The sequence below is a fragment of the Parabacteroides timonensis genome (assembly GCF_900128505.1).
Classification (GTDB): Bacteria; Bacteroidota; Bacteroidia; order Bacteroidales; family Tannerellaceae; genus Parabacteroides; species Parabacteroides timonensis.
This window is the reverse complement of the sequence record NZ_LT669941.1, coordinates 659,350-682,169: the sequence shown is the minus strand read 5'-3', so window position 1 is coordinate 682,169 and position 22,820 is coordinate 659,350. Positions and strand designations below refer to the sequence as shown.

The 22,820-nt window shown below is 41.2% G+C and carries 16 protein-coding genes; 6 read left to right on the top strand and 10 right to left on the bottom strand.

Annotation, left to right across the window (positions count from 1 at the left end):
- The first annotated feature begins 8 nt into the window (after positions 1–8).
- From BQ7394_RS10340 to BQ7394_RS10325, 4 genes are all read left to right on the top strand, one after another.
- Positions 9–617 (top strand): acyltransferase, encoded by a 609-nt coding sequence (locus BQ7394_RS10340; protein WP_075557364.1) that lies wholly within the window; start codon positions 9–11, stop codon positions 615–617.
- 5 nt (positions 618–622) lie between these two features.
- The gene (locus tag BQ7394_RS10335; protein ID WP_075557363.1) at positions 623–1,510 is read left to right on the top strand and encodes a glycosyltransferase family 2 protein; all 888 of its coding nucleotides are present in this window, start codon (positions 623–625) and stop codon (positions 1,508–1,510) included.
- The gene (locus tag BQ7394_RS10330) at positions 1,503–2,516 is read left to right on the top strand and encodes an acyltransferase family protein (protein ID WP_075557362.1); all 1,014 of its coding nucleotides are present in this window, start codon (positions 1,503–1,505) and stop codon (positions 2,514–2,516) included. Before BQ7394_RS10335 ends, BQ7394_RS10330 begins: the two co-directional genes overlap by 8 nt.
- Before the next feature lie 303 nt (positions 2,517–2,819).
- Positions 2,820–4,139, top strand: a complete 1,320-nt coding sequence (locus BQ7394_RS10325) for a right-handed parallel beta-helix repeat-containing protein (protein WP_139317698.1) — start codon at positions 2,820–2,822, stop codon at positions 4,137–4,139.
- Between the two features lie 63 nt (positions 4,140–4,202).
- On the opposite strand, the gene BQ7394_RS10320 is transcribed toward BQ7394_RS10325, so the two are convergent.
- Genes BQ7394_RS10320 through BQ7394_RS10310 form a run of 3 tightly spaced genes read right to left on the bottom strand, consistent with a single transcriptional unit; the run spans position 4,203 to position 8,612 of the window.
- The gene (locus BQ7394_RS10320) at positions 4,203–5,627 is read right to left on the bottom strand and encodes a lipopolysaccharide biosynthesis protein (protein WP_075557360.1); all 1,425 of its coding nucleotides are present in this window, start codon (positions 5,625–5,627) and stop codon (positions 4,203–4,205) included.
- 11 nt (positions 5,628–5,638) lie between these two features.
- Positions 5,639–7,441 carry an asparagine synthetase B family protein gene (locus BQ7394_RS10315; RefSeq protein WP_210436530.1) on the bottom strand — a complete coding sequence of 601 codons (1,803 nt, stop codon included), beginning with the start codon at positions 7,439–7,441 and terminating at the stop codon, positions 5,639–5,641.
- A 7-nt stretch (positions 7,442–7,448) separates the two neighbouring features.
- Complete coding sequence (locus BQ7394_RS10310) at positions 7,449–8,612, bottom strand: glycosyltransferase family 2 protein (RefSeq protein ID WP_087880598.1); 1,164 nt, start codon at positions 8,610–8,612, stop codon at positions 7,449–7,451.
- A gap of 173 nt (positions 8,613–8,785) precedes the next feature.
- Here BQ7394_RS10310 and BQ7394_RS10305 point away from each other — a divergent pair, with 173 nt between their 5' ends.
- Positions 8,786–9,967, top strand: a complete 1,182-nt coding sequence (locus tag BQ7394_RS10305; RefSeq protein WP_075559969.1) for a glycosyltransferase family 2 protein — start codon at positions 8,786–8,788, stop codon at positions 9,965–9,967.
- A 110-nt stretch (positions 9,968–10,077) separates the two neighbouring features.
- Entirely contained in the window at positions 10,078–11,196 is a 1,119-nt protein-coding gene (locus BQ7394_RS10300; protein WP_075557359.1) for a hybrid sensor histidine kinase/response regulator, read from the top strand.
- Between the two features lie 45 nt (positions 11,197–11,241).
- Here BQ7394_RS10300 and BQ7394_RS10295 read toward each other — a convergent pair whose 3' ends face one another.
- From BQ7394_RS10295 to BQ7394_RS10265, 7 genes are all read right to left on the bottom strand, one after another.
- Positions 11,242–11,778 carry a GNAT family N-acetyltransferase gene (locus BQ7394_RS10295; protein WP_075557358.1) on the bottom strand — a complete coding sequence of 179 codons (537 nt, stop codon included), beginning with the start codon at positions 11,776–11,778 and terminating at the stop codon, positions 11,242–11,244.
- Positions 11,779–12,100: 322 nt separating this feature from the next.
- Positions 12,101–13,381 (bottom strand): TolC family protein, encoded by a 1,281-nt coding sequence (locus BQ7394_RS10290; protein WP_075557357.1) that lies wholly within the window; start codon positions 13,379–13,381, stop codon positions 12,101–12,103.
- A 5-nt stretch (positions 13,382–13,386) separates the two neighbouring features.
- Positions 13,387–16,428 (bottom strand): efflux RND transporter permease subunit, encoded by a 3,042-nt coding sequence (locus BQ7394_RS10285; protein ID WP_075557356.1) that lies wholly within the window; start codon positions 16,426–16,428, stop codon positions 13,387–13,389.
- Between the two features lie 11 nt (positions 16,429–16,439).
- Positions 16,440–17,492 (bottom strand): efflux RND transporter periplasmic adaptor subunit, encoded by a 1,053-nt coding sequence (locus tag BQ7394_RS10280; protein WP_075559968.1) that lies wholly within the window; start codon positions 17,490–17,492, stop codon positions 16,440–16,442.
- A 161-nt stretch (positions 17,493–17,653) separates the two neighbouring features.
- Positions 17,654–18,661: a DNA/RNA non-specific endonuclease gene (locus BQ7394_RS10275; protein WP_075557355.1), complete on the bottom strand. Its 1,008-nt coding sequence runs from the start codon at positions 18,659–18,661 to the stop codon at positions 17,654–17,656.
- A 108-nt stretch (positions 18,662–18,769) separates the two neighbouring features.
- Positions 18,770–20,971, bottom strand: a complete 2,202-nt coding sequence (locus BQ7394_RS10270; protein WP_075557354.1) for an alpha-L-rhamnosidase-related protein — start codon at positions 20,969–20,971, stop codon at positions 18,770–18,772.
- Positions 20,972–20,994: 23 nt separating this feature from the next.
- Entirely contained in the window at positions 20,995–22,755 is a 1,761-nt protein-coding gene (locus tag BQ7394_RS10265) for an alpha-L-rhamnosidase-related protein (RefSeq protein WP_075557353.1), read from the bottom strand.
- Positions 22,756–22,820 lie beyond the last annotated feature (65 nt).

The following is a 22,820-nucleotide window of genomic DNA, read 5'->3' as shown; positions in this document are numbered from 1 at the left end:
CAAGAGATATGCTGAACAATCATCCACAATTAAAGAAGTTTCTGCACTATTGCCTGGTGCATCCATACACTTCGCGTCCACGATGGTGGGCTAGGGTTTTCCTCATTCCGTTTGTAATTAAAAGAGGAAAAGGTGCCATTATCAGAAGAAAAGCCAGATTAGATATTATTCCTTCCAAGAAAATAACAGTAGGAGTCAAAAGTGTAATAGAAGACTACACAATCATCAATAATGGCATGGGAGACATTATCATTGGCGATTATACACATGTTACTTCACGTGTTAAACTGGTAGGTCCGGTCACTTTAGGCAATTATGTAACAATAGGCAGCGGAGCACAAATCACAGGACTGACACATAACTACATGGATGTTAACCGTCCTATTGCCAAGCAAGGTGTCACCCCTAACAGAACCGTTGTAGAAGATGATGTGTGGATTGGCGGAAACTCATGTATAAACCAAGGTATCACGATTGGAACGCATTGTATCATTGCATCCGGCAGTGTGGTGACAAAATCTGTTCCGCCATATTCTGTTATCGGAGGAAATCCTGCCCGCATATTAAAGCAATATGACTTTGATAAAAAAGAATGGGTTAAAGTTCAAAAGAAATAGAAAATATGGTGTCAATTATTACAATAAACTATAATGGTTTCAAAGAGACTTGTGAACTTGTGGATAGTTTGCGTTTATACGAAGACTATCCCTATGAAATCATTGTTGTAGATAATAATTCACCGAACGGGGATGGCCCGCGGTTGAAAGAAAGGTTTCCTGAGTTGACGGTTATTTGTAGTGATAGAAACCTGGGATTCTCCGGTGGTAACAATTTAGGATACCGATATGCCCAAGGGGAATATATCCTCTATATGAACAATGACATGACCATCACCGCTCCTTTTCTGAAAACACTGGTAAAAAGAATCCAATCCCGAAAAGAGATCGGTTTAGTCTCGCCCAAAATCAAATACGAACATCATCCGGATACGATTCAATATGCAGGATATACCTCTATGAACCCTATCCGGATCAGTAATAACCTGATCGGGGTTAACCAAAAAGATGAAGGGCAATATGACCAGCCCTCTCCTACCGCCTATGCGCATGGGGCTTGTATGCTTACCTCAAAGGAGGTCATAGAAAAAGTAGGGATGATGACTGAAATATACTTTCTCTTTTATGAAGAGATCGATTGGAGTATCCAGTTAAAACGTGCCGGATATGAAATATGGTATGAACCGGGAGCATGTGTCCTACACAAAGAAAGCATGACTGCCAGACGCGGTACTCCGTTACGTCTATATTACCTTACTCGTAGCCGGCTGCTGTTTACAAGGCGAAATTCTAGTTTTTTCCTGAAAATAGCTGCTTTATTGTATCAGCTGGCGATTGTCATCCCTAAAAACATAATACTCTACTCGGTTCATGGAGACAAAAACATGCTGGGTTCGTTTATAAAAGGAAGTTTTCATGGATTCACCCATAATATAAAGAAAATACATGGATAAGCCCAAAGTCGCTCACATCGAAAGTCTACGTGGCATAGCAATCCTGCTGGTCGTTGTAGGACATGTCATCGGTTCAACTCCGGCTGGAGGAATGAAAATCGACTATCCCTCATTCTGGAGATACCTATATCTATGGATCGACTATATACAAATGCCTTTGTTCACTGGAATTGCCGGTTGGGTATATGCTATTAAGCCGGCCATAAATTACAAATTCAACGCATTTGCTTATAAAAAAGCCATCAGATTACTCATCCCTATGGCTACGGTCGGAACATTGTATTTCATTATCCAATATCTAACTCCCGGTACAAATATGAAAGGGAACTTAGCTGACATATGGAAAATATATATTTTTCCTTATACAATTTACTGGTATTTGCCGTCTCTCTTCCTTATTTTTATAAGCATGTATATCATAGATAAGTACAAATTATGCCAATCGACAAAAACATGGTTAGTTCTATTTGCAGCCACATGGGGAATAAGCTTGATAATAAAGATAATACCGTCAGATATACCGAATCTTTTCAGTTATAAGGGAGCTTTAGCACAATTACCTTATTTTATTACCGGAGTCGGCATACACCGGTTTTCCGAACAATTATATAAAAATAAAGTTGTTATTTACACTTATCTTATACTCACATGTATAGGACTGGCTTTACTCCAATATAAATGGTACTATACGGTAAACGGAGAAGAAATTTCTTTCTGGTATAAGGCTTTACTACCTCTTTGGGTAATCTCGGCACTTATGCTTTTGCTTCATACTAATCGCAGTTGTCAATTTTTCACCTGGCTGGGCAGTTTTGCCTATAGCATTTATCTGTTTCATGGTTTCGGTACATCCGGCGGAAGAATCATAGCAACTAAACTAGGTATAAGCTCATCTTTACTCATATTCATAATAGCTACGGTCATTGCTTTATTTTTGCCTATTCTGATCGAAAAGGTAATCGACAAATGGCAACCGACAAGAGTACTTTTTCTGGGGAAGAAATGAATGAAATAACATATGACATTTTGGAAAACAACTATCACACTATCACTAATCAGATCGTATATATTGTAATTCAATTCTTGCAAGAAGTGATAGATCGTGTGATAGTGCCATTTTCAACTATCATACTATCACAAAACAGCTTATTAAAAGAGCGAGTGTATATGTCTTATTTTCAAAAAAGTAGCTATATATTTTTTTTGACACCCGGGTCTCTTCACCCTTTACACCCAGGTCTCAGCATCGTTCACATCCGGGTGTAAAAGAAGGGTAAATGGGGGTCTAAAGCATAATTTGTTTATATATATGATAAAATTAGTCACTACTTTTATTATTACATTCATACTATCTTCATGTTCAAAGGCAACAACGATAGATTCTGATGTGAATGTACATATTATCACTCCTGATTCAAGAGGACGGATAGATATGTATTCCGATGAAACAAAAGATATTCTTCCAGGTAGTACGATTTACCTGGATGGGAACTTCTTAAGTGCTCGCTTCACAGGGTTAAAGGGGAGTGCCGAACATCCTATCCGCATCACAAACTATCCGGGGAAAAAGCTAGTGATCGGAAATCCCGACTGGACAGGGGGAGCTTATTCCAGTGCTATCCAACTATTTGAATGTCAACATATCATACTGGGCAGTGAAAATGACGCGGCAGACTTCGTGATTGATGGTTCTACATCGAAGGCACGCTCTTCATACTTTGGGATCAATCTTAGACCTTTCACAGACAATGTAGAGGTTAAAAATATAACAATCAAAAATGGAGGAACCGGTATTCTTGCAAAAACCGATCCCGAGATAGATGATCCGAAAACATGGTATCCTAATACCGTACTCGAAAACTTATCTATCCATAATGTCATCATAACCGATGTTTCTACCGAAGCGATGTACATAGGGCACACAGCCGTATGGTGGGGATGGGACGAAACAGGAAAAGGATACAATGCCGGACCAAAACCTGAGAATCCAAGCCATACGTATGTAATGCCTGTTAAATGGAAAAATGTAAAAATATACCAAAATCATATCTCTAATACAGGATATGATGGAATACAGGTATCCGCAACGGATCAATTAGAAATTTATGAAAACGAAATAGCCCATTTCGGGACAAGAGGTGCATGGGGGCAAAATATAGGTCTAATTGTCGGCGGACGTACAACTGATACAAATATCCACGATAATTATGTACATGACGGGTCAGGAGAGATCATTGAATTTCACGGATCCGGAGAGAACAATTCATCCCACATCATCCACAACAACCTTTTCGTAAATTCGCAATCCAATGGGATGGGAATTTATGGTTTAATTGATGCCGCAACCGTTAATATTACTAATAATACCATTGCCGGATGCCAACTTTTTGCTATTCAGGTAAACGGGAAATACTACGAAACCTTCGTTAAGTTGAACAATAATGTTTTTATTGAATGTTATCAAAAAGACCCTTCATCAATAAACTATATACGAATAATGAATAACGGAAGAGTGGAAGACTCTGGTAATAAACGATTTGACACACTAATAAATGCAAAAATAGATCCACAGAACTATTATCAACCACTCCCTGGTTCTTCCATAGGAAATGCCGGATACAAGCATTAATCTAACTGTTATTGATTCGTGTCATTATTTTTCGTTTTAAACGAAAAAAGAGCTTACAGCGGTTCAGCAGCGACCAAAAGAACGGAGTATCTTCATTTCTTTAAAATGAAAAAGAACTGAAATAAATAGATAGTAAGAAATACCTACGATAATACCAACAGACAGTTGAATCCAGGCATTCCCGAATAAACAGATAGAACCATACACTAGCCCACCCATTGAAAAAGAGAGAAATAGTACAGGTAATAATTCTTTTAGTTGAGTCTTCAAACTTATATTAGTCAGTTTATATGTAAAATAGGTAATAATCATAATATCAGCAAAAGCATAGACTATTAATCCGGCGCACATAACCATTACTCCAAAAGGGAGTGTTGCAAAAAGTATTATAAAAGCAATCCCTTTCTTTAAGATCTCTGCATACAGAAAATAATCGGAACGGCCTTTCACATTCAAAATAGTATGATTGATCTTCATCACCGGATCCCACATATAAGCAATACAAAGTATTTGAAGCAAAGGAACCACAGGCAACCATTTATCAGTTAAAATAATACGAACCAAAGGCTCAGCGACTGCACAAAAGCCTATCATTATGGGAAAAATAAGATAACAAGCTATACGCATATATTTAAGAAACATATTGCATAATTGCTCATCATCATCCTGTATCCGGCATTGGATGGGATAAACAGCCCGTACTATCACATTGGTCAAATTTGTAGATGGAAACTGAGCTAATGTAAAAGCCCGATTATAATAACCTAATTCTACCGAAGCAAATTTTTTCCCTATAATCAACGTATATAGATTTGTATAGATAGTATGTAGCAATGAAGACAACAACAATTTAGATCCAAACAGAAACAAGACATAAAAAGATTGGCCACTGAAAGAAAGACGTGGCTTCCATTGGGAATATACCCAAATCAAAATAACTCTCATCACATTATTAAATAGTGACTGATATACCAATGTCCAGACTCCATAACCGGAATAAGCCATCCAAACCCCCACTAACCCACTAACCAACACAGCGATCAACGAAGCAAAAGCCATCCTTTTAAAATCAAGCGCCACCGTCAACTTTGCTTGTTGCACTATTCCAAAAGAATTCACAATAAGGACTAGACCCGCCACCTTGGCTATCTCTTCTAGCTGCATTTCTTCATAAAAAACAGCAATGAAGGGAGAAGCCAAATACAACAATATATAAAGAACAAGAGCAATAAGAATATTAAAATAAAAAACTGTGCTATAATCTGTTTCCGAGCGATCTTTCTTTTGTATCAAAGCGTTGGCAAATCCACCATCTATAAAAGTTTGAGCGATAGCCATAAAAATACTGAGCATGGCAACCAACCCATAATCTGAAGGTAGAAGTTGACGGGCAATAACGATACTTAACAGGAATTGAATTCCCTGCACGGAAAACCGCTCAATGGCACTCCAGAGCACACTCTTAGTAACTTGTTGTTTAACAGACATATTACCCTTATTTATTTCAAAACAGTACTATTATCCTCCCCCTTTACAAATCGTTCCCACCAGATGGCTAAAGTTAGTAAATTGAAATACTGGATAGCTTTATTCTGTTTGTACCAGAACCAGTTACCATCTTCGTGTACTTCCTTATCATATTGCCTTATAAAAACTTCAACTACATTTCGATCAAGAAATGTATCAAACACAGAAGAATTCATGATATAATCTGCCACCTTGGTTCGTTGAAGATCATTCTTAAAAAACAATGGCATAGGAGCAAAACCACCTTGTTTCTTTTTGGATGTTATTGCTTCAGGCAGCATGGGTTTATAATGATATTTCAATAAATATTTCGCGGTAGCATGCCCTTTAGCAATATCAGTTACATTTTCCCCTTTACATTTATATTTTACAGGCAACTTTTGTAAAAACTGATACAAATCCAGATCCATATATGGAAATGCAATTCTATTATCAAACATTTCCGCCATTCTGGCAGCTTTAAATAATATCACCTGATTAATAATCTTTTCCAAATCCGTTTTATATGCATGTTGAACGTACAGATGTTCAAAACTACGAATATCCGGTTTGATCGTATCAGGGGTACTCAAAAAAGACTTTTCCTGTAACATCTCTTTCAAACGAAATTCCGGGAACCCAAACAAATCTCCCTGAAGGATATTCAGTACTTTATCCAAATGAAACCGAACACGGTAAAAATAATTATTCTTATCGAAGCCCGACTGGCATAATAAACGATAAACAAGCCGCATAAGCGGAGTCATCTTATACTTGGAAATAAGATAATGAAGAGCGACTTCACGACCGGAAGTTCCAAAATATTGATCACTGCCATCTCCTCCCAGAATAATCTCCGGTTTATTATTACCAATTAATTTCATTACTGCATAATTAACCATTAATCCGCCTTCAACAAAAGGATCTCCCAGATGTGCAACGATATCGGGTAATCCGGAAAGTTCACTACCATCAATCTCATATTCGGTGTGCATAGTACCAAAAGTATCAGACATACAACGAGCCAAAGGTAATTCTGTCCAGTTATCTCCCTTGAATCCAATGGAAAAAGAACGAATATTGCCGGCATATATATTACGTAATGCTGCCAGATTACATCCGGAGTCATATCCTCCACTCAATAAGATACCAACATCTTGTTTATTGTCTATACGTTTTTTTATCGCTTTTATATGCAAACGACCATATTCTTCTGCCAGTTCATTTAGATCTCCATCACTCAAAACCGGTATAATATCGTCGGTACAATACAAATTCTCTACCTTCTGTTTACCTTCTTTATATATCAGTATTTCTCCTCCACCAAGTTTATGTATACCTTTCATTGCTGAAAAAGGTGTTGCAATATAGCCTATATTAAGAAAACGGCTTAGTGCCTGAAAATCTGGTTCAGCTATAAATCCATCTGTTTCCTGCAACAAAGATAATGAAGAGGCAAAATAACGATCAGTGTAATAGACCGGTTTGCTCGTCCCATGATGGTCACGGGCTATAAGAATGTCTCTGCCTTCTTGTATCATCAATGTATATGATCCATCTGCCTTTGCAAATCCTTTCAAACCGTATAATTCATATAACACGGAAATCACTTCGGCATCTGATTGGTCAGATGTATACCCTAAGACTTTCTTATTATACAGAACACCCCAAAAGTATATCTCAACTTTTTTAGTCTTATAAACAGAGCAGGATTCATCATATATAATATGACCATAAGTCTTTGACAAATACTTTTGTGGCAAGACTCCTTTATTTTCAAATTTACCGATAAACATAGATTCTTTATTTTACTCCGTGAGATGTATGGATGAATTTTTTATTAGCACCTTTTAAACGAAACAAATTACAAAACATCAGTAAAAAGGAATAGGGTAATTCAAATAAGGCTACAAATAACCTTTTATTTAATAAGGTTCTAGGAATAGCTAAAAATAGAGCTAACACCAGAATCAAGAATAATATCCACCATTTTAATGCCATGGTCCATTTGATAAAAGAGAAGACTAAAGATATTATAAAAATTACCCCCAGCAATATTATTCGGGGAATACTCATTTGTTGAAAGACTTTATCACAAAAATCCCAGTTACCTTTTTTTATAGCATTCGGAACGTCTGCTATAAATTCCACCAAATAGTGTAACTGGGCCGATAACCAACGGCGCCGTTGATCAGAAAAATTTGCATGGCTTTGAACTTTCTCATCCAATACATCAACATCCTGTAAGTAATAAATCTTTTCACCCTCTTTTATTAAAGACAATTCCAATGCCCTGTCGAATCCTCCTACGGCATTTATTGAAAGCATAATCTCCTTAAATAAAGTATAATTGAATGCCATACCTGAACCGATCAAAGCTGCAGATAATCCCATGGTAGCATGTCCCAATCTAAAAATACTATTATTAATTTCTTCACTGACTGCATCCAAAACAGATAAGTTTGTATTCAGATTCTTTGCTTTACGATGTGCCTGAACGATCCTAACCCCAGGAGCCGAAAAAAAGTTATTGATATTTTGCAGGAAGTCAGCATAGATCACGTTATCGGCATCCAATACTACTGCAATATCGTAAAGATCACCGATTTGATCCATTGCAAAGTTTAGAGCTTTGGCTTTAGTACTATTTTCAAAATGGACATTTACCAACTTAACCGGAAGAGACAACAATATCTGATCGGTACCCTCTTTCATCCGATCTGAGATAACCACAATATCGTATTTATCGGTTGGATAGTTCTGATTCATACAAGACGCAACACATTCCATAATAACCCGATCCTCCTTATAGGCAGGAATCAAAATTGCAATCCGCTTTGTAACAGAAGATAAAGAGCTATTCCGTTCCAAATGCAGATGAGAGGCAATACTGAACATTAGTAAATAAACAACGTTCAGAACAGCTACTACAAATAAAATTATTTCCAACCAATGCAACACCACCATATTTTATAAATTTACAAAAACGTAGAAACTGCAAAAATAATAAAATCCAGAACATAAAAACCAAAAACACGTTATTTTTCATAGTCTTTTAAAAATTTCTTTATTTGATGAATTGTTATAAAACTTTATTATATTTGCAAACTATAAAAATATATTTATATTAAAATATGAGTATGGATTCATTTTATCTGACTATTAAGTACTTATTCTGGATAGGAATATTTATCGTTTTCTACACATATCTCGGATATGGTATATTATTATATATATTGGTACGGATAAAAGAAACATTTCACAAACCGGTCAGATGCGATTTAACAGATCCGCTCCCCGAAGTAACCCTCTTCATTGCCGCATACAATGAAGAAGATATTGTTGCGGCCAAGATGAAGAACTGCCATGCTCTCTCCTATCCTGCCGACAAACTTAAAATAGTTTGGGTGACCGACGGCTCAAACGATCATACGAATGAATACCTGAAAAAATATCCGGAAGTAACCGTTCTCTTTCAACCGGAACGCAGAGGAAAGACAGCTGCACTAAACCGTGGAATACAGTATGTAACCACTCCTTATGTCGTTTTCACAGATGCCAATACAATGTTGAATGCAGATGCGATCACAGAGATCGTCCGTCAATTCTCCAATCCAAAAGTGGGTTGTGTAGCGGGAGAAAAAAGAGTTGAAACAGCAACCGCACAAGGTGCAACTGCTGGAGAAGGAATCTATTGGAAATATGAATCGGCATTGAAATCACTGGATTATCGATTATACTCCGCTGTAGGAGCTGCCGGCGAACTATTTGCCGTACGAACTGAACTATTCGAACAAATGCCGCCCGACACACTCCTGGATGATTTCATCCTCTCTCTCCGTATTGCGCAGAAAGGACATAAAATCGCTTATTGCAAAGAAGCTTACGCAACCGAAACTGCATCATTGAATATGAAAGAAGAAGAAAAGCGTAAAATACGTATTGCCGCAGGCGGTTTGCAATCGGTATGGCGTTTACGGAGCTTGTTTAACATATTCCGTTACGGCACATTGAGCTTCCAGTTCATAAGCCACCGGGTCTTACGATGGACCATTACACCGATTGTCTTATTCCTGTTAATTCCTTTAAATATAATATTAACATGTAAGAGTGAGTTTACATATATATTTTTACTACTTTTACAAGTTGCATTCTATATAATGGCTTATGCAGGCTATTTGATGGAACAGCGAAATTTACGGAATAAACTGCTTTTCATTCCTTATTACTTTTCTTTTATGAATATAAATGTCATAAGAGGATTTTTCTATTTATCTGGAAATAAAGGGAATGGGGCCTGGGAAAAAGCAAAGAGAATATAATAAGAAAAATATTTCTAAAATGCAACAATGAAAACCTCTGTAAATTCAAACATTATTAATACATTTGTGTACTGATAGTGATTGAATATCAAGAAAAGTGTAAAATTAATATGGATAATTTAGCATCAGAGTATACAGTATTGATCGTTGACGATGTTCCAACCAACGTCATGTTAGTACAGGCTATATTAAAAAAAGAAGGATATACACTATTGACCTGTGATAGCGGCGCCAAAGCTCTTCGCATTGCTCATGACAGACATCCCAATCTCATACTGCTAGATATCATGATGCCGGAAATGGACGGATACGAGGTATTACAACACCTCAAGAGTGCCCCGGACACCAATGATATTCCTGTAATCATCATGTCTGCACTTAGCGATATGCAGAGTATAGTGAAAGGATACCAGTTAGGAGCTACCGAATATGTCACAAAACCCTTCCAAAGAGAAGAACTGGTCAAACGCGTTGCCCATCGTTATGAACTATTTAGTATTAAACGCATAAAACAGGAACTGGAAAATACAATTGAATCACGCGATACACTCTATTCTGTTATAGCACACGATCTTCGTTCTCCACTCGGTTCTTTGAAAATGATGAATAATGCTATCCTTATGATGGTAGACAAGAGCCAAGTCAGCCCCGAAGTATTCGAAATGCTGCAGATGATGAATAAAACATCAGAAGAAATTTTCCTCCTGCTTGACAATTTGTTGAAATGGGCAAAGAACCGCCTGAAAAAGCAGAACATATATAAACAAGAGGCTGATATCAACAGCTTGGTTTCCAGCACCGCTGAAATTTACATTCCGATGGCTACCCAAAAAGGCGTTAGCCTGCAATTAATAAATGTTGATAAGGAACTTGTTGGTTCTGTCGATATAGACATGATAAAGACAGTTGTCAGAAACCTTATTTCAAACGCGATCAAGTTTAGTTTCGAAGGAGGTACAATTGAAGTTTCGACTAGTATTGAAGGTAATAATGTAATTGTCAGCGTAAAAGACTCCGGTAAAGGAATTAAGAAAGAAGACCAGGAGAAATTACTGAAAGCCAACACGCATTTTACTTCTTACGGAACAAACAACGAAAAGGGTTCAGGATTGGGATTGATGCTTTGTAAAGATTTTGTGGAACTGCATGATGGTAAATTATGGTTCGAGTCGGAAGAAGGTAAAGGTTCAACTTTCTTATTCTCCCTGAAAGCATTGAATAAAGAATAAATACCATTCAATATAGAAAAGAGAATGAAAAAGGGAATGTATTCGTTACATTCCCTTTTTCATTACTATCATATTCAGATCGGAGGCGAACTTATTATATTCAGAGGCGGTCATCTCACCTTCCGTAGATAAAACAACTAACGAATGATCCGGATATTCATTTCTGTAAGCCGGATGAATATGCGGGAACGGATTTTCCACAAATCCATACGACTGATAAAAACGTAACCGGGCTGCAGATATACTATCAACCACAGGGTCTATCTCCAATAGTACACGTCCACCCTCCTGCTCTATCAGATTTTTCAGGATAAATCCACCCAAACCTTTACCACGCTCATTCGGATGAATAGCGAAATGCTCCACATATATATAACCATCAAATCTCCAGTAAGCAATAAAGCCTTGCAAGAAACCGGTATTCTTACCGACATAACAATCCAGATAAAAGCGGCTATCCGCAAAAGCATCCTTCTGCTGCACTTCAGTCCGTTGTTCAAAAACAGGAAAACTAATATCATATATCTCCCTAAATGCTTTATACAGCGATTCATCCGTTGTTGTTATTCTTACAATCTCCATGCGATTCTTTTTTTATTTAAGCAGGCACAAAGATAAAGCTTATGACAAACTAATCAATAAGTCACTACTTATTATATGAAAAGAAGGGACTTATTGTTGCTACGGTGTACACCATGGCCGATTATCCTGTACACCCTGGTTTGTCAGCATGTACAGGGTAGTTGGCCAGGGTGTACAGGGTGACGATAGCAGGTCGGGACTCTTGAACTAATTGATAGTATACTTTACTCTAAAAGGTAGGGATGTAAACAATAAAAAAAGCGACTACTGGGTTGTATTTCCCGATAGCCGCCTTTTCGTTTCCTGTATATCCGATCGCTTCTTACTGCATACGACGGATACCGATAGCTTTGTTATATTGAGCCAGAGAGGCTTTCTGCTGATACCAGGTCTGGATAAGACTGCTGTAAGACTGTATCCATGATAGCTGGGCAGAGAGTACATCGACAATAGGAAGCTTACCTTCGTTATAGCTGAATGTATTCAGGTCGAGATTCTCTTCAGCTATTTTGCAGGCATCTTCAGCAACATCGATCTGCTTGGTGTTCTCAGTCAGACTGGTCCAGGCATTAGCTACTTCCTGGCCGATCTGATCGCGGGTATTGTCCATCGCATACTCTTTACTACGCAGGATCGCTTTTTGCGAATTCACTTCCTTGAAGCGCGCTCCCCAACGGAACAAAGGTATTTTCAGGGAAGCGAAGACTGCCGGTGTCCATAGCTGGTCGGAACCTTTCATGTTCAGCATAGGAGTTCCCCATGATCCCTGAAATCCGACAGACAGGTTCGGGTTATACTTTGCCTTGGAGAGGTTGATCTGCCGTTTCTGATACTCGATATTCAACTGGGCTATATGAAAGTCCGGACGATTATCCAACGCTGCAGACTCACCCACACGCAGAGGTAACGGTTGATCCATTGTGATAGAGTCGGCAATAGCTACCTCTTCCATCGGGGGAACCCCCATCAGGACGTTGAGATTTTGTAAGGCGATCTGATAGTCTTTATAGGCAGAACTTTTGTTCAACTCCGCCTCTTTCAGGCGGGCCTGTACCTGCAAAAGGTCGGTCTTACTGATTTGTCCGTCCTGGAAACGAAGGGTCAATACGTTGGCCAACTCCTGCACGATATCGACATACTGGGTCATTACATCATACATCCCTTTGCGGGCGGCTACCGACCAGTAGTTCATATCGGCGGCATAAACAATGTTATCGGTTGTCAGTTCTTCCGCTTCAGTGGCAATCTGTCCCTGTATCTCGGCAGCCTTATAGTTGTTGTAAATTTGTCCTCCGGCATAGATAGGCTGGCTGACAGTTGCTCCCAGGCTATAAGTGTTATGATCCATTTCATAGCCCGGCATCAATTCGTACTTATTAATACGGTACTGGTAACTACCGGAGAAATCAACCGCCGGAAAAAAGGCAGTCTTAGCAGCTTTAATAGCGTGCTGCATAGCGATCCGTTCTTCGGAACTCTGCTTGATCTGACGGCTGTATTCAAGCACTTTTTCTTTATATTCGGCTGCCGTGATGGGCTGTACCTGCGCATTCGCAGATAAAGCACCCAACAGCATACAACCTATTATCAGTTTACTTTTCATATTACTTATTCCGATTTAATCTTAAAGAATATACAATAGGTAACCGGAAGCACGAAGATGGTCAGGATGGTCGATACAAACAAACCTCCCATGATCGTAGCCGCCATACCGGCAAACATCGCATCCCCCAACAAAGGAAGCATACCCAGGATCGTAGTACCCGATGCCATCGTCACAGGCACGATACGTGTCTTGGTCGCTTCTATGATAGCATTGACAGGGGCCAGTCCGCTATTCATCTGAAGGCCTATCTCATCGACAAGCACAATGGCATTCTTGATGTTCATACCGATCAGACCCAATAGTCCCAACATCGCAAAGAAGTCGAGCGACTTTCCGAAGACCAGCAATCCCAGTACTACCCCGATAAAGATCAATGGAAGCATTGCCATGATCAATACCGGTTTCCGGTAATATTTCGGAAAGAGGAACAGCAAGGTGATATAGATTAGACCAAACATCAAAGGAATGTTGGCTGCAATAGCCTTATTACCTTTATCCTGTTCACTTTGTTCTCCGAAGTAAGTCATCTTATAACCTTCGGGAACCTGTATTTGTTTTTGGGCTTCCGTCCAAAGATGACTGAATGCAGCCATTGTGTTGGCACCGCGTTTCGGTTCGCACTGCATCATCATATACGGTTGACGGTTGAAACGCCTTACGACATTGTATTCGTAATCGAGAGAGAAATCGTCGATTACCTGCTCAACCTTGACTGAACGTCCTTTGGCACTATAAACCGGCAACGTCTTAATATCATTCAGGTTCATTGAGTCGCGGTCGGCATCCTTCATCAGGATAGGCATAAAAACATCGCCTTCACGATACTCGCCGAGCGGAACACCGTTCGTTGCCGAGCGAAGGGAATAAGCTACTTGCTGACGGGTGATGCCCAGACGCAAACCTTTTTCCTGTGAATACAACGGCTTCCATACCGGTACCTTATTGCCCCAGCTATCGCGCACTTCCATCACCTGGTCGTACTGACGGGCTATCTCCTTGACTTTCTCCGTCAAAGCCACCAGTGTATCCACATTATCTCCGATAAAACCGATCTCAATAGCGGCATCGGGCACGGGAGACAAAGCGAACAGGGCCGAACGAGTGAGGATGTTCGGATAGTTTGCCACCATATAATCGTAGAATTTACCTTCTTCCGCCTGTGCATCTTCCGCCTTTTGAGTTTCGATCAATACATTCGCAAAGTTAGGCTTCGGTCCCACCGATGAACTTGCCAGGTAATAACGAACCGGGGAACCTCCCAGGGTAAATGAGTACGATTTGATGTTCTTATTATTACTCAGGTAACCTTCGATCTCTTTCACACTCTTCTCCACATCGTAGATACTGTAACCTTCCGGGAAGATCAGGTCGGCACGGAAATAAGGCTTGTTCATGATCGGGAAGAAGCTCTGCGGCATGATCCCCATAATAAATAAGGAAAGGAACAGGGTTGCTACGACAGAAGAAACGGTTACCCATCTGCGTTTAATAAGACGGGCCAGAACCTTTTCAAACTTATGATACAACTTCGTATCGTAAGGATCTTTCGCTTCACCCGGTTTCGCTTCTTTCAGGATAAAGTTACCGAAAGTCGTTGTTTGCGTTAATGCCAATACCCAGCTTAACCCCAACGACACAGCCAATACGATAAACAATGGTTTAACGATCTCTGCTACGGAAGCAGGAGCCAGATACATCGGCAGGAATGAACAGACAGCGATAAAAGTTGCACCCAATAAGGCCCATTGTGGCTTGGTTGCTCCGTCTACCAAAGCCTGGTAACGGGATAACCCGCGCTTGATACCTACCTGCGCATTATCTGTTACCACAATGGCATTATCCACCAGCATACCCATCGCGATGATAAATGCAGCCAGCGAAGTTCGGTTCAATCCTACACCCCAGATAAGCATAAGCAACAACGTACCCCCTACGGAGAAGAGTAGCGAACTACCCACCAGCATACCGGCACGCGATCCCATGACAAGGAAGATCACTACAATAACGATCAGCAACGATTCGATCAGGTTAAGGATAAAGCCATTGTTCGCTTCATCGGCAATCTTATTTTCCGGATAGATCGTCTTCAACTCCATCCCGATAGGGAAAAGCTGTTCCATTTCTTCCAGATGGGCAGCGACATCGTTACCTACTGCAACCACATCATCATTCGATCCTGTTGCAACCCCAATACCGATAGCGCGCTTGCCATCCACACGCATCAGATTGGAAGGGGGATCCATATAACCGCGTTCAACGATTGCGATATCTCCCAAACGCACTTCACCTCCACTTTTGGTAACGATCAACTGGTCGCGTATATCCTGTATATCTTTATAAGTTCCTTCAGCTCTCAAACGTAACTGATAGCTGCCGGTATTGATGTCTCCGGTATTGACCAACAGGTTTTGTGTTTGCAGTACCTGCTGGATAGAGTTAGGATCAATCCCGAGGTTAGCCAGTTTCGGTACCGAGATCCTTACATTGATAACCTGTGTTTGTTCACCAAACAGATACACCTTCTGTACGCCGGGTACCGGAGACAATTCTGTCTTGATCTTTTGCGACCAGTCGCGCAATTCGTCATAGGTAAACCCATCATCGGCAGTCAAGGCATAATAGATACCGAATACATCACCAAAGTCATCACTGACCGATATGGAAGAGGCACCGCTCGGAAGACGGGGTTCTATATTTGCCACCTTACGGCGAAGTTCGTCCCACTTAACAGGCATATAGTCGGGAGCAAGCGTCGGTTGTAGTTCGATCGATATCTTCGACATCCCGAAATAAGACTCCGACTTAATCTGATACACGTCCGACATAGACTGTATCTCTCTTTCGATCGGCTCGGTAATCAGTTTTTCCACTTCAAAAGGAGTTGCTCCCGGATATTGTGTAACCAATACAGCCTGTTTGATTACAAAGGGGGCGTCCTCCTTCTTCGGTAGTTTGAAGAAAGAGTATATACCACCAATCAGCATCACAGCCAGAAAGAAGTATATAATCTTACTATTCTCTAAGGAATATTTTGGAATATTCATTGTTTCTCTTCTTAATCTGTTAATACTTTTACTTGTTGTCCGTCTACAAGGCGGGTTGCTCCGGCAGTAACGACACGTTCTCCGGCTTTCAATCCTTCCAGAATGATCACATTGTCTTTACCAACCAGTTCTCTTACCGTGATCATGCGGCGTTCAACCTGCTGGGTTTGCGTATTAAAGACAAAAACGAACTTATCGCTACTGTTCGCTTCGTCGGCAACAATAGCAGACAGGGGTATTAATACAGCTCCTTCATTGAAACTCTGGCTTTCGATATTCAGTACAACGCGGCAAGAGAAACCTACGGCCACCTTATACTTATTGAGATCGAACGCAGGATCGTCAATATACAGGAATACAGGAACACCGGAACCGTCGGGAGATGCTTCCACATATTCTTTTACCTTAGCCTTGAAACGGACACCTTTATAGTTGTCGAACTCCACATAGATCGTATAAGGAGTCGAGAAATAGGTAATGTTCGTTTCCGGCATCGTAAACTGGATTTGCAGTTTATTAGGATTGATCAGGCAGACAATACCCTGCCCCATCTGTACTTTCTGATAGTTCTCTACATACTTCTTCTGGATAAAACCGTCAAAAGGAGCACGAAGTTTGGTTTGCTCCAATGTATTCTGAGAGTTTTCAAATGCTGCCTGGGCATTGGAATAAGAAGCTTTTGTCGTTTCATATTCCTGCTGGGAGATCGCTTGCTTTGCCAACAGTCTTTCAGCACGTTGCAACTGGGCCTGTGCAGTCTGGAAGGAAGCCTTCTTTGCTTCAAAATCCCACTTGAAATCCTGGGGGTCCATTTCTGCCACTATTTGTCCGGTACGTACTTTCTGCCCTTCTTCCACGTTCAGGGAGATCAATGGTCCGGACATTTTAAACGCCAGGTCACTGAACTGGTCAGGAGATACTACACCACTAAACGACTTCTCCACCACATTTAATGATGCTACTTCAGTCAACTTTACCGGACGAGGCCCTTGCTCTTTTACCGGCGGTCGGCTACAAGACATCAATGCTGCCAATACAAAAACGGGAATTAATTTACCATTCATGATAACTTGCATTTACTTATTTAGTTATTTGTTAATTATATGCTAATACAAAGTCATATAATACTATGCGTTAAGTCATAGCATTACAACATTCATTTTTTTATAATTGTTCGGATATTACCTACCTTTTTACCAGCGGAATACCATTTGCTTGTACATAATTAAAAGGACCAACTGTCCCAGTCTATTTTTGCTTCCATTACTTTTTCCTGTTCATCAGGAACGGCCGGGAAGAAATCTATTCCCGTTACTTTCTCTACACTATCGACAGGGATTGCCATGGATCTCAATGCTGTTTTCTTATAGTCCCTGTTCTCAAAAATAAATCCGATAGCCTTATACTCTTCACCTGAAACATAACAAATCACTTTGTAAAATGCACCGGGTACTCCTATCCTGTTCTTTCCCATCCGCTTCATGTCGTCTGTCATAACAGGGCCGGTAGCAATCAATAAAGCTCCGTAATCGTTCGCCCACATCCGGCTTAATTCTTCCAGATCTTTCCAGATACCACGGTTTAACCCCGGCTCCTGCGGACAAATATTACTCAGATAAAACGATTCGCGCATCGCTTTAGCCGACCATTTCATATCACCCGCCGGAGCCAGATGGCCACGGTCGTAGCCTGTACGGGTATAATCATCGTTGGTGGCAGTAGCTCCTTTTACCAACGGATCGGGAACGAACTTGTTCGAACGTTCCGTCTTTTTACTTTTTGCTTCTTCGGGAGTCAATTCGTAGGCTACCCAGTTTGCTATTTTGTAATCAGAATTATAGGATACGGTGTAACCTTCATGGCGAATCACCTGTTCAGACCGTTTAGCCTGTAACTTGGGAATCTCTGCGTTTGCGGGGATTTTGAAGGTTGTTGTTTTGGGACGGGAAGGCTTTATTGAGGATAGCTCGTCTTTTTTCTTTTGCTCAGGAACCGGCTTTTTCGGAGTCGCAAACTTCTTCTGCTCTTTAGCAACCGCTTTTTGCTGTTCCTCCACAACTGGTTGTTTTCCGGTTACAGGATACAGATAATCATATAAAAATAAAACGCCTATCAGGCAGGCAAGTATTATAGAAATAGCGACAAATACCCGTTTGACAGCCAGAACAAACGATGATACCTGCTTTTTCTTTTTCCTCGATTTCGACTTTGTTTTACTTTTTCCTTTCACCATCGACCAATAGCCTCACATTATCCCCGGCAAAAGTAGATAATGTGAGGCTACCAAACAATATATAAATCTTAAATCTATTCGTCAATTTTATTATAAAAAGTGCCCGTATTAAAAGGGACACTTTAAATTATGGGCGCCAGCGCCAACTTTATAAGCTTTTCCTTTGGGCGAAATCACTATTGCAGTTGTTTGTTCGGGTACCTGAATTTCAACAAGAATATTACGACCTGATTTCCGTAAATCTACTTTGATTTCACCATAATGAGTCGCTACCGTAGCCGACGCTTCTGTCAAAGAACCCATCTGGGGCTTTACCTGGAAAGTTTTAAATCCAGGCGAAGTCGGTTCTATACCACATACTTTCTGGCTGAGCAATGTTAACGGACCGCCACTCCATGCATGATTGATCGTTCCGCCACCAAAGCCATCGACTCCTACTCCCCAACCTTCAAACAAGGTCGTATATTCCTTATAACCCAGCATACCGGCATAGCGATCCCGCATACGCTGCAACGCAGCATCCGGAGCCCCAATATGGAAAAGAGCCTCCAGTACATATTTTTCCATATAGGGACTGGCATGATACTCTTTCTTCAGCAGTTTCAGTATAGCAGGATATTTATCTTTCGGGGCCAAACCGGAAAGGACTGCCATTGCCTGTGCCCGGTCGTCATTCTCACCATGATAGCCGGGAGAACGATAGGCTGTTCCTGTCCAGAACTTCGTATTGAAACATTTCTCAATGCTATACATCATACGACCGATCTCTTCGGCATCGGCCTTCTTCCCTAGTTGAAGGGCAAAAGCTTTTTCTGCTTTCAGTGCGAGATAGTACCAGCAATTGGTCAGTACTCCCATGTCGATCTGTTCACCCCAATCGCCCCAGCTCCATTCCCCGCTACGTTCAATAGGCAGACCGCTCTTGTCCACCTTCCAAGTTTCGTGCAGGTAACGGTGCAGACGGTCGTAGATAGTCGGAATGAAAGTACTGTCACCGCTATAATAATATTGGGTATAAAAACCGTACCAACCGACAGAAGCCAGCATCTGTAAAGGTAATTCCTTCGACCAGTTACCGGCAGGAACCGGAGCAAACAGCGAACCATCGGCACGTTGCCAGTTCATCAACTCATGGATACCCTTTACGGCCAATTGATGAGAAGAGGTAGACAAAGCGTAGAAAGCTTCGCCCAGTTCGTTCACTTCATCCCCCCACCACTGAGCACGTTCACGTTCGGGACAGTCCATATAGTTGTCGCGCATCGTTATATATAATGTACGGGCGGAACGTTTCCATAGTTCATTCAGGAAAGGATCATTACACCGGAAAGCTCCGGCAAATTCGGTATCATATCCCGTCTCACGGTATTTCACATCCAATACCTTTACACCATCAGGGATAATGTACCACATTTCGTGACCGCTTATCCATCCATAACTTTCATACTCCTGTACTCCTTTACGGGTGATATATTCGGCACGGATATTTTCCGGACCACCTCCCCAGTAATTATCTGTCTGCATATAGATAGTCTTACCTTCGGATGCTTCGACTTTCAGATAGGGTGTAAACTGACAATTGTAAGGCAGACGACAAAACAAAGTATCGCCCTTTGCCGACTGCCGGACATTTGGATATGCTTTCAAACCAAAATCTTTAAACATCGGTATCGGACGTTCCACCAATTTACCCAATGGGGCCTTCCCCACCACACATGCAATTTCTGCACCTGGGAAACCACCGTTAAAATCAGGCTGGTTCCAACCATCCATTGCTATCCGGGCATCAAAACGAATATTACTTTCCGACAAGCGATAATTCGGGAAAGGAGCTTCCGTATTTTGATAAGCATCATAAACGGAACATGCCCAACTCTTATCCGAAACAATCTCTACTCCGGGTGCAATGGCTTCAAACAGTAAAGCTGCCATTCCGCTATTGATATGGCTGAAACCATTCTTTCCGAAATGCCACACCAAAACAGCAAGAGTGTTCTCTCCTGAAACAAGATAAGGAGCAATCTCCACCGAATCATAATAGGTATCGTAGGGAGAAGGGCCACGTTTCAGACCGCCTTCAAAGACAACCATACGTCCATTGATCCACAGCCAATATTTACTGTCGGCAGCTATATGGGCTGTCAGAGTAGCCGGCACTTCATCTATAGATACGGTCTTACGATAGGCTAACCAGGTGTTGCTTGCACTTTGACATCGCTCAGTGTTGATCCATTGTGCTTTCCAATCGGTCTTTGTTTCTGCTGAAGCAAAAATACCGATACATGCGAGTAACAGAAGATATTTTTTCATCTCATTGCTATTTAAGGTATATACTATTTATCATTTTCCAGGATAACTTGTATGCCTGCCGGAGCTTTTATATCGCTCTTTATCTTGCCGTCCGTTCCTTTTTCATGACGGATAGTAATGATTCCTTCAGGTGTAGGGAAAGTTCCTTCCACCCAATCCAAATCTCCCAAATGCGGAGTGATACGAACTACACGACAACCAGGTTCCACCACCTGTACACCCAGTACATATTCGCTCAACCAAGCTGTTGGACCGGAAGCCCAGCCATGACATAAACTATGACGGAAGCCTTTATAGCAATAGTCACCATAATCGCCATGAATGTCTTTCTTCCCTTCCGGAACAAGTTCGTCGATACCCGCCGCATCAGGTAACCAGGTCATATTAAAATCTTCCCAGAACGTAGTAGCTCCCAGGTCGATCATCGCTCCCCAATACTGACGGATCACATCTATTGCACCCTGATAGTTGCCAGCCGTTGCCATGGCACGCAACATATAATAGCCATAGAAAGTAGAAAATCCTTGCGCTCCGTTTACCGAAAGATATTTTTTATCAGCCTCTTCCGGTTTCATCAATCCGGCCAATGCCAGTAAAGCAGCAGCCTGTTTAGAGCCTGGTGCGTCCGGTGCTATTTTCGACTTAAGTAATGTTTTTGTTACCTGAGGGGCAACCTTTATCATTCTTTTTGCTGTTTCCCGGCATTCGGTAGCCAGGGTTTCATCTCCTAAAACAGTACACAGTTCGTCACCGGCTTTCATCGCTTGCAAAACCAATGCTTGCAAACCGGCATTGATCGCTTCCGGATTCTCACTGGAAGGCCAATCCAGAAAGCGCCATCCATCCAGCTTCTCATGTCCGCTGGCATCTACCTTCGATACCAACTGACGTAAAAGGCCACTCAGATAAGGTTGTTGTTCTTTCAGATAAGCCTCGTCTCCCTGATAATAATACCAATCGCGCTGGATCAGTAACCACCAGATTGAATAAGCACTGATTCCGTTCATCCAGTCGGGAAGCGGAGTCGCTTCACGGATCAGATCCAGACTTTTAGGGACTACCTCGTTATAGCCGAAAACGGTATTGACAGTCATTACTTCCGGATGCATATCTCCCAGCCAGACCAGACGGTCGCGTTTGATGCCATCCCATAAATATTCCTGCATATTCAGGTGTACGGTATAAGCTCCGGTCTGCCAGATCTTATTCAGACGGTCGTCGCTGCTTCGGAATGATCCTTTATAAGGTATATCCCGATAGGTGGAAATAGCACGCACCTCTTTCAAATGGAGTTCGGTAGAATCGTCAACAAGGTCGATACGGGCAAAGCGAAAGCCGGAATTGCCCACTTCCATCACTCCCATCCAGGGAAGCGAAACGATAAAATCGCGCATGGCATGGTCGTTACTCGCCCCATTCTTTCCATCGATCTCACACATGGCTTCACTTACGGATTCTCCCAGGCGGATACGCACAGATATAGGTTTGTTGACTGGGAAACCTCCTGTCACAAGTTGGATACCACCTTGCAGCTCTTTGCCAAAATCAAATAGAATAGCGGGATGTTGCTGTGCAGTACTTTTTAATTTACAGATTGCACGATTGACCAATCCAGCCTGTCCGTTGCCCGGTAAAAGCAAATTATCGGCATCTTGTATTTGTTCGCTGTGTTGCTGCCATACGATACGCGTTGGAGAAAGATATTCGCGTACACGACTGTCCCGCTGCTGGGCTGTTGCCGACAGGATACAAAATAAAGTAAAGAGTATAAGTATCTTTTTCATGGTCTTTTTCACAAACTAGTTTGAATAATCGAAAGATGTGTCAGAAACACATTTCCGACACATCT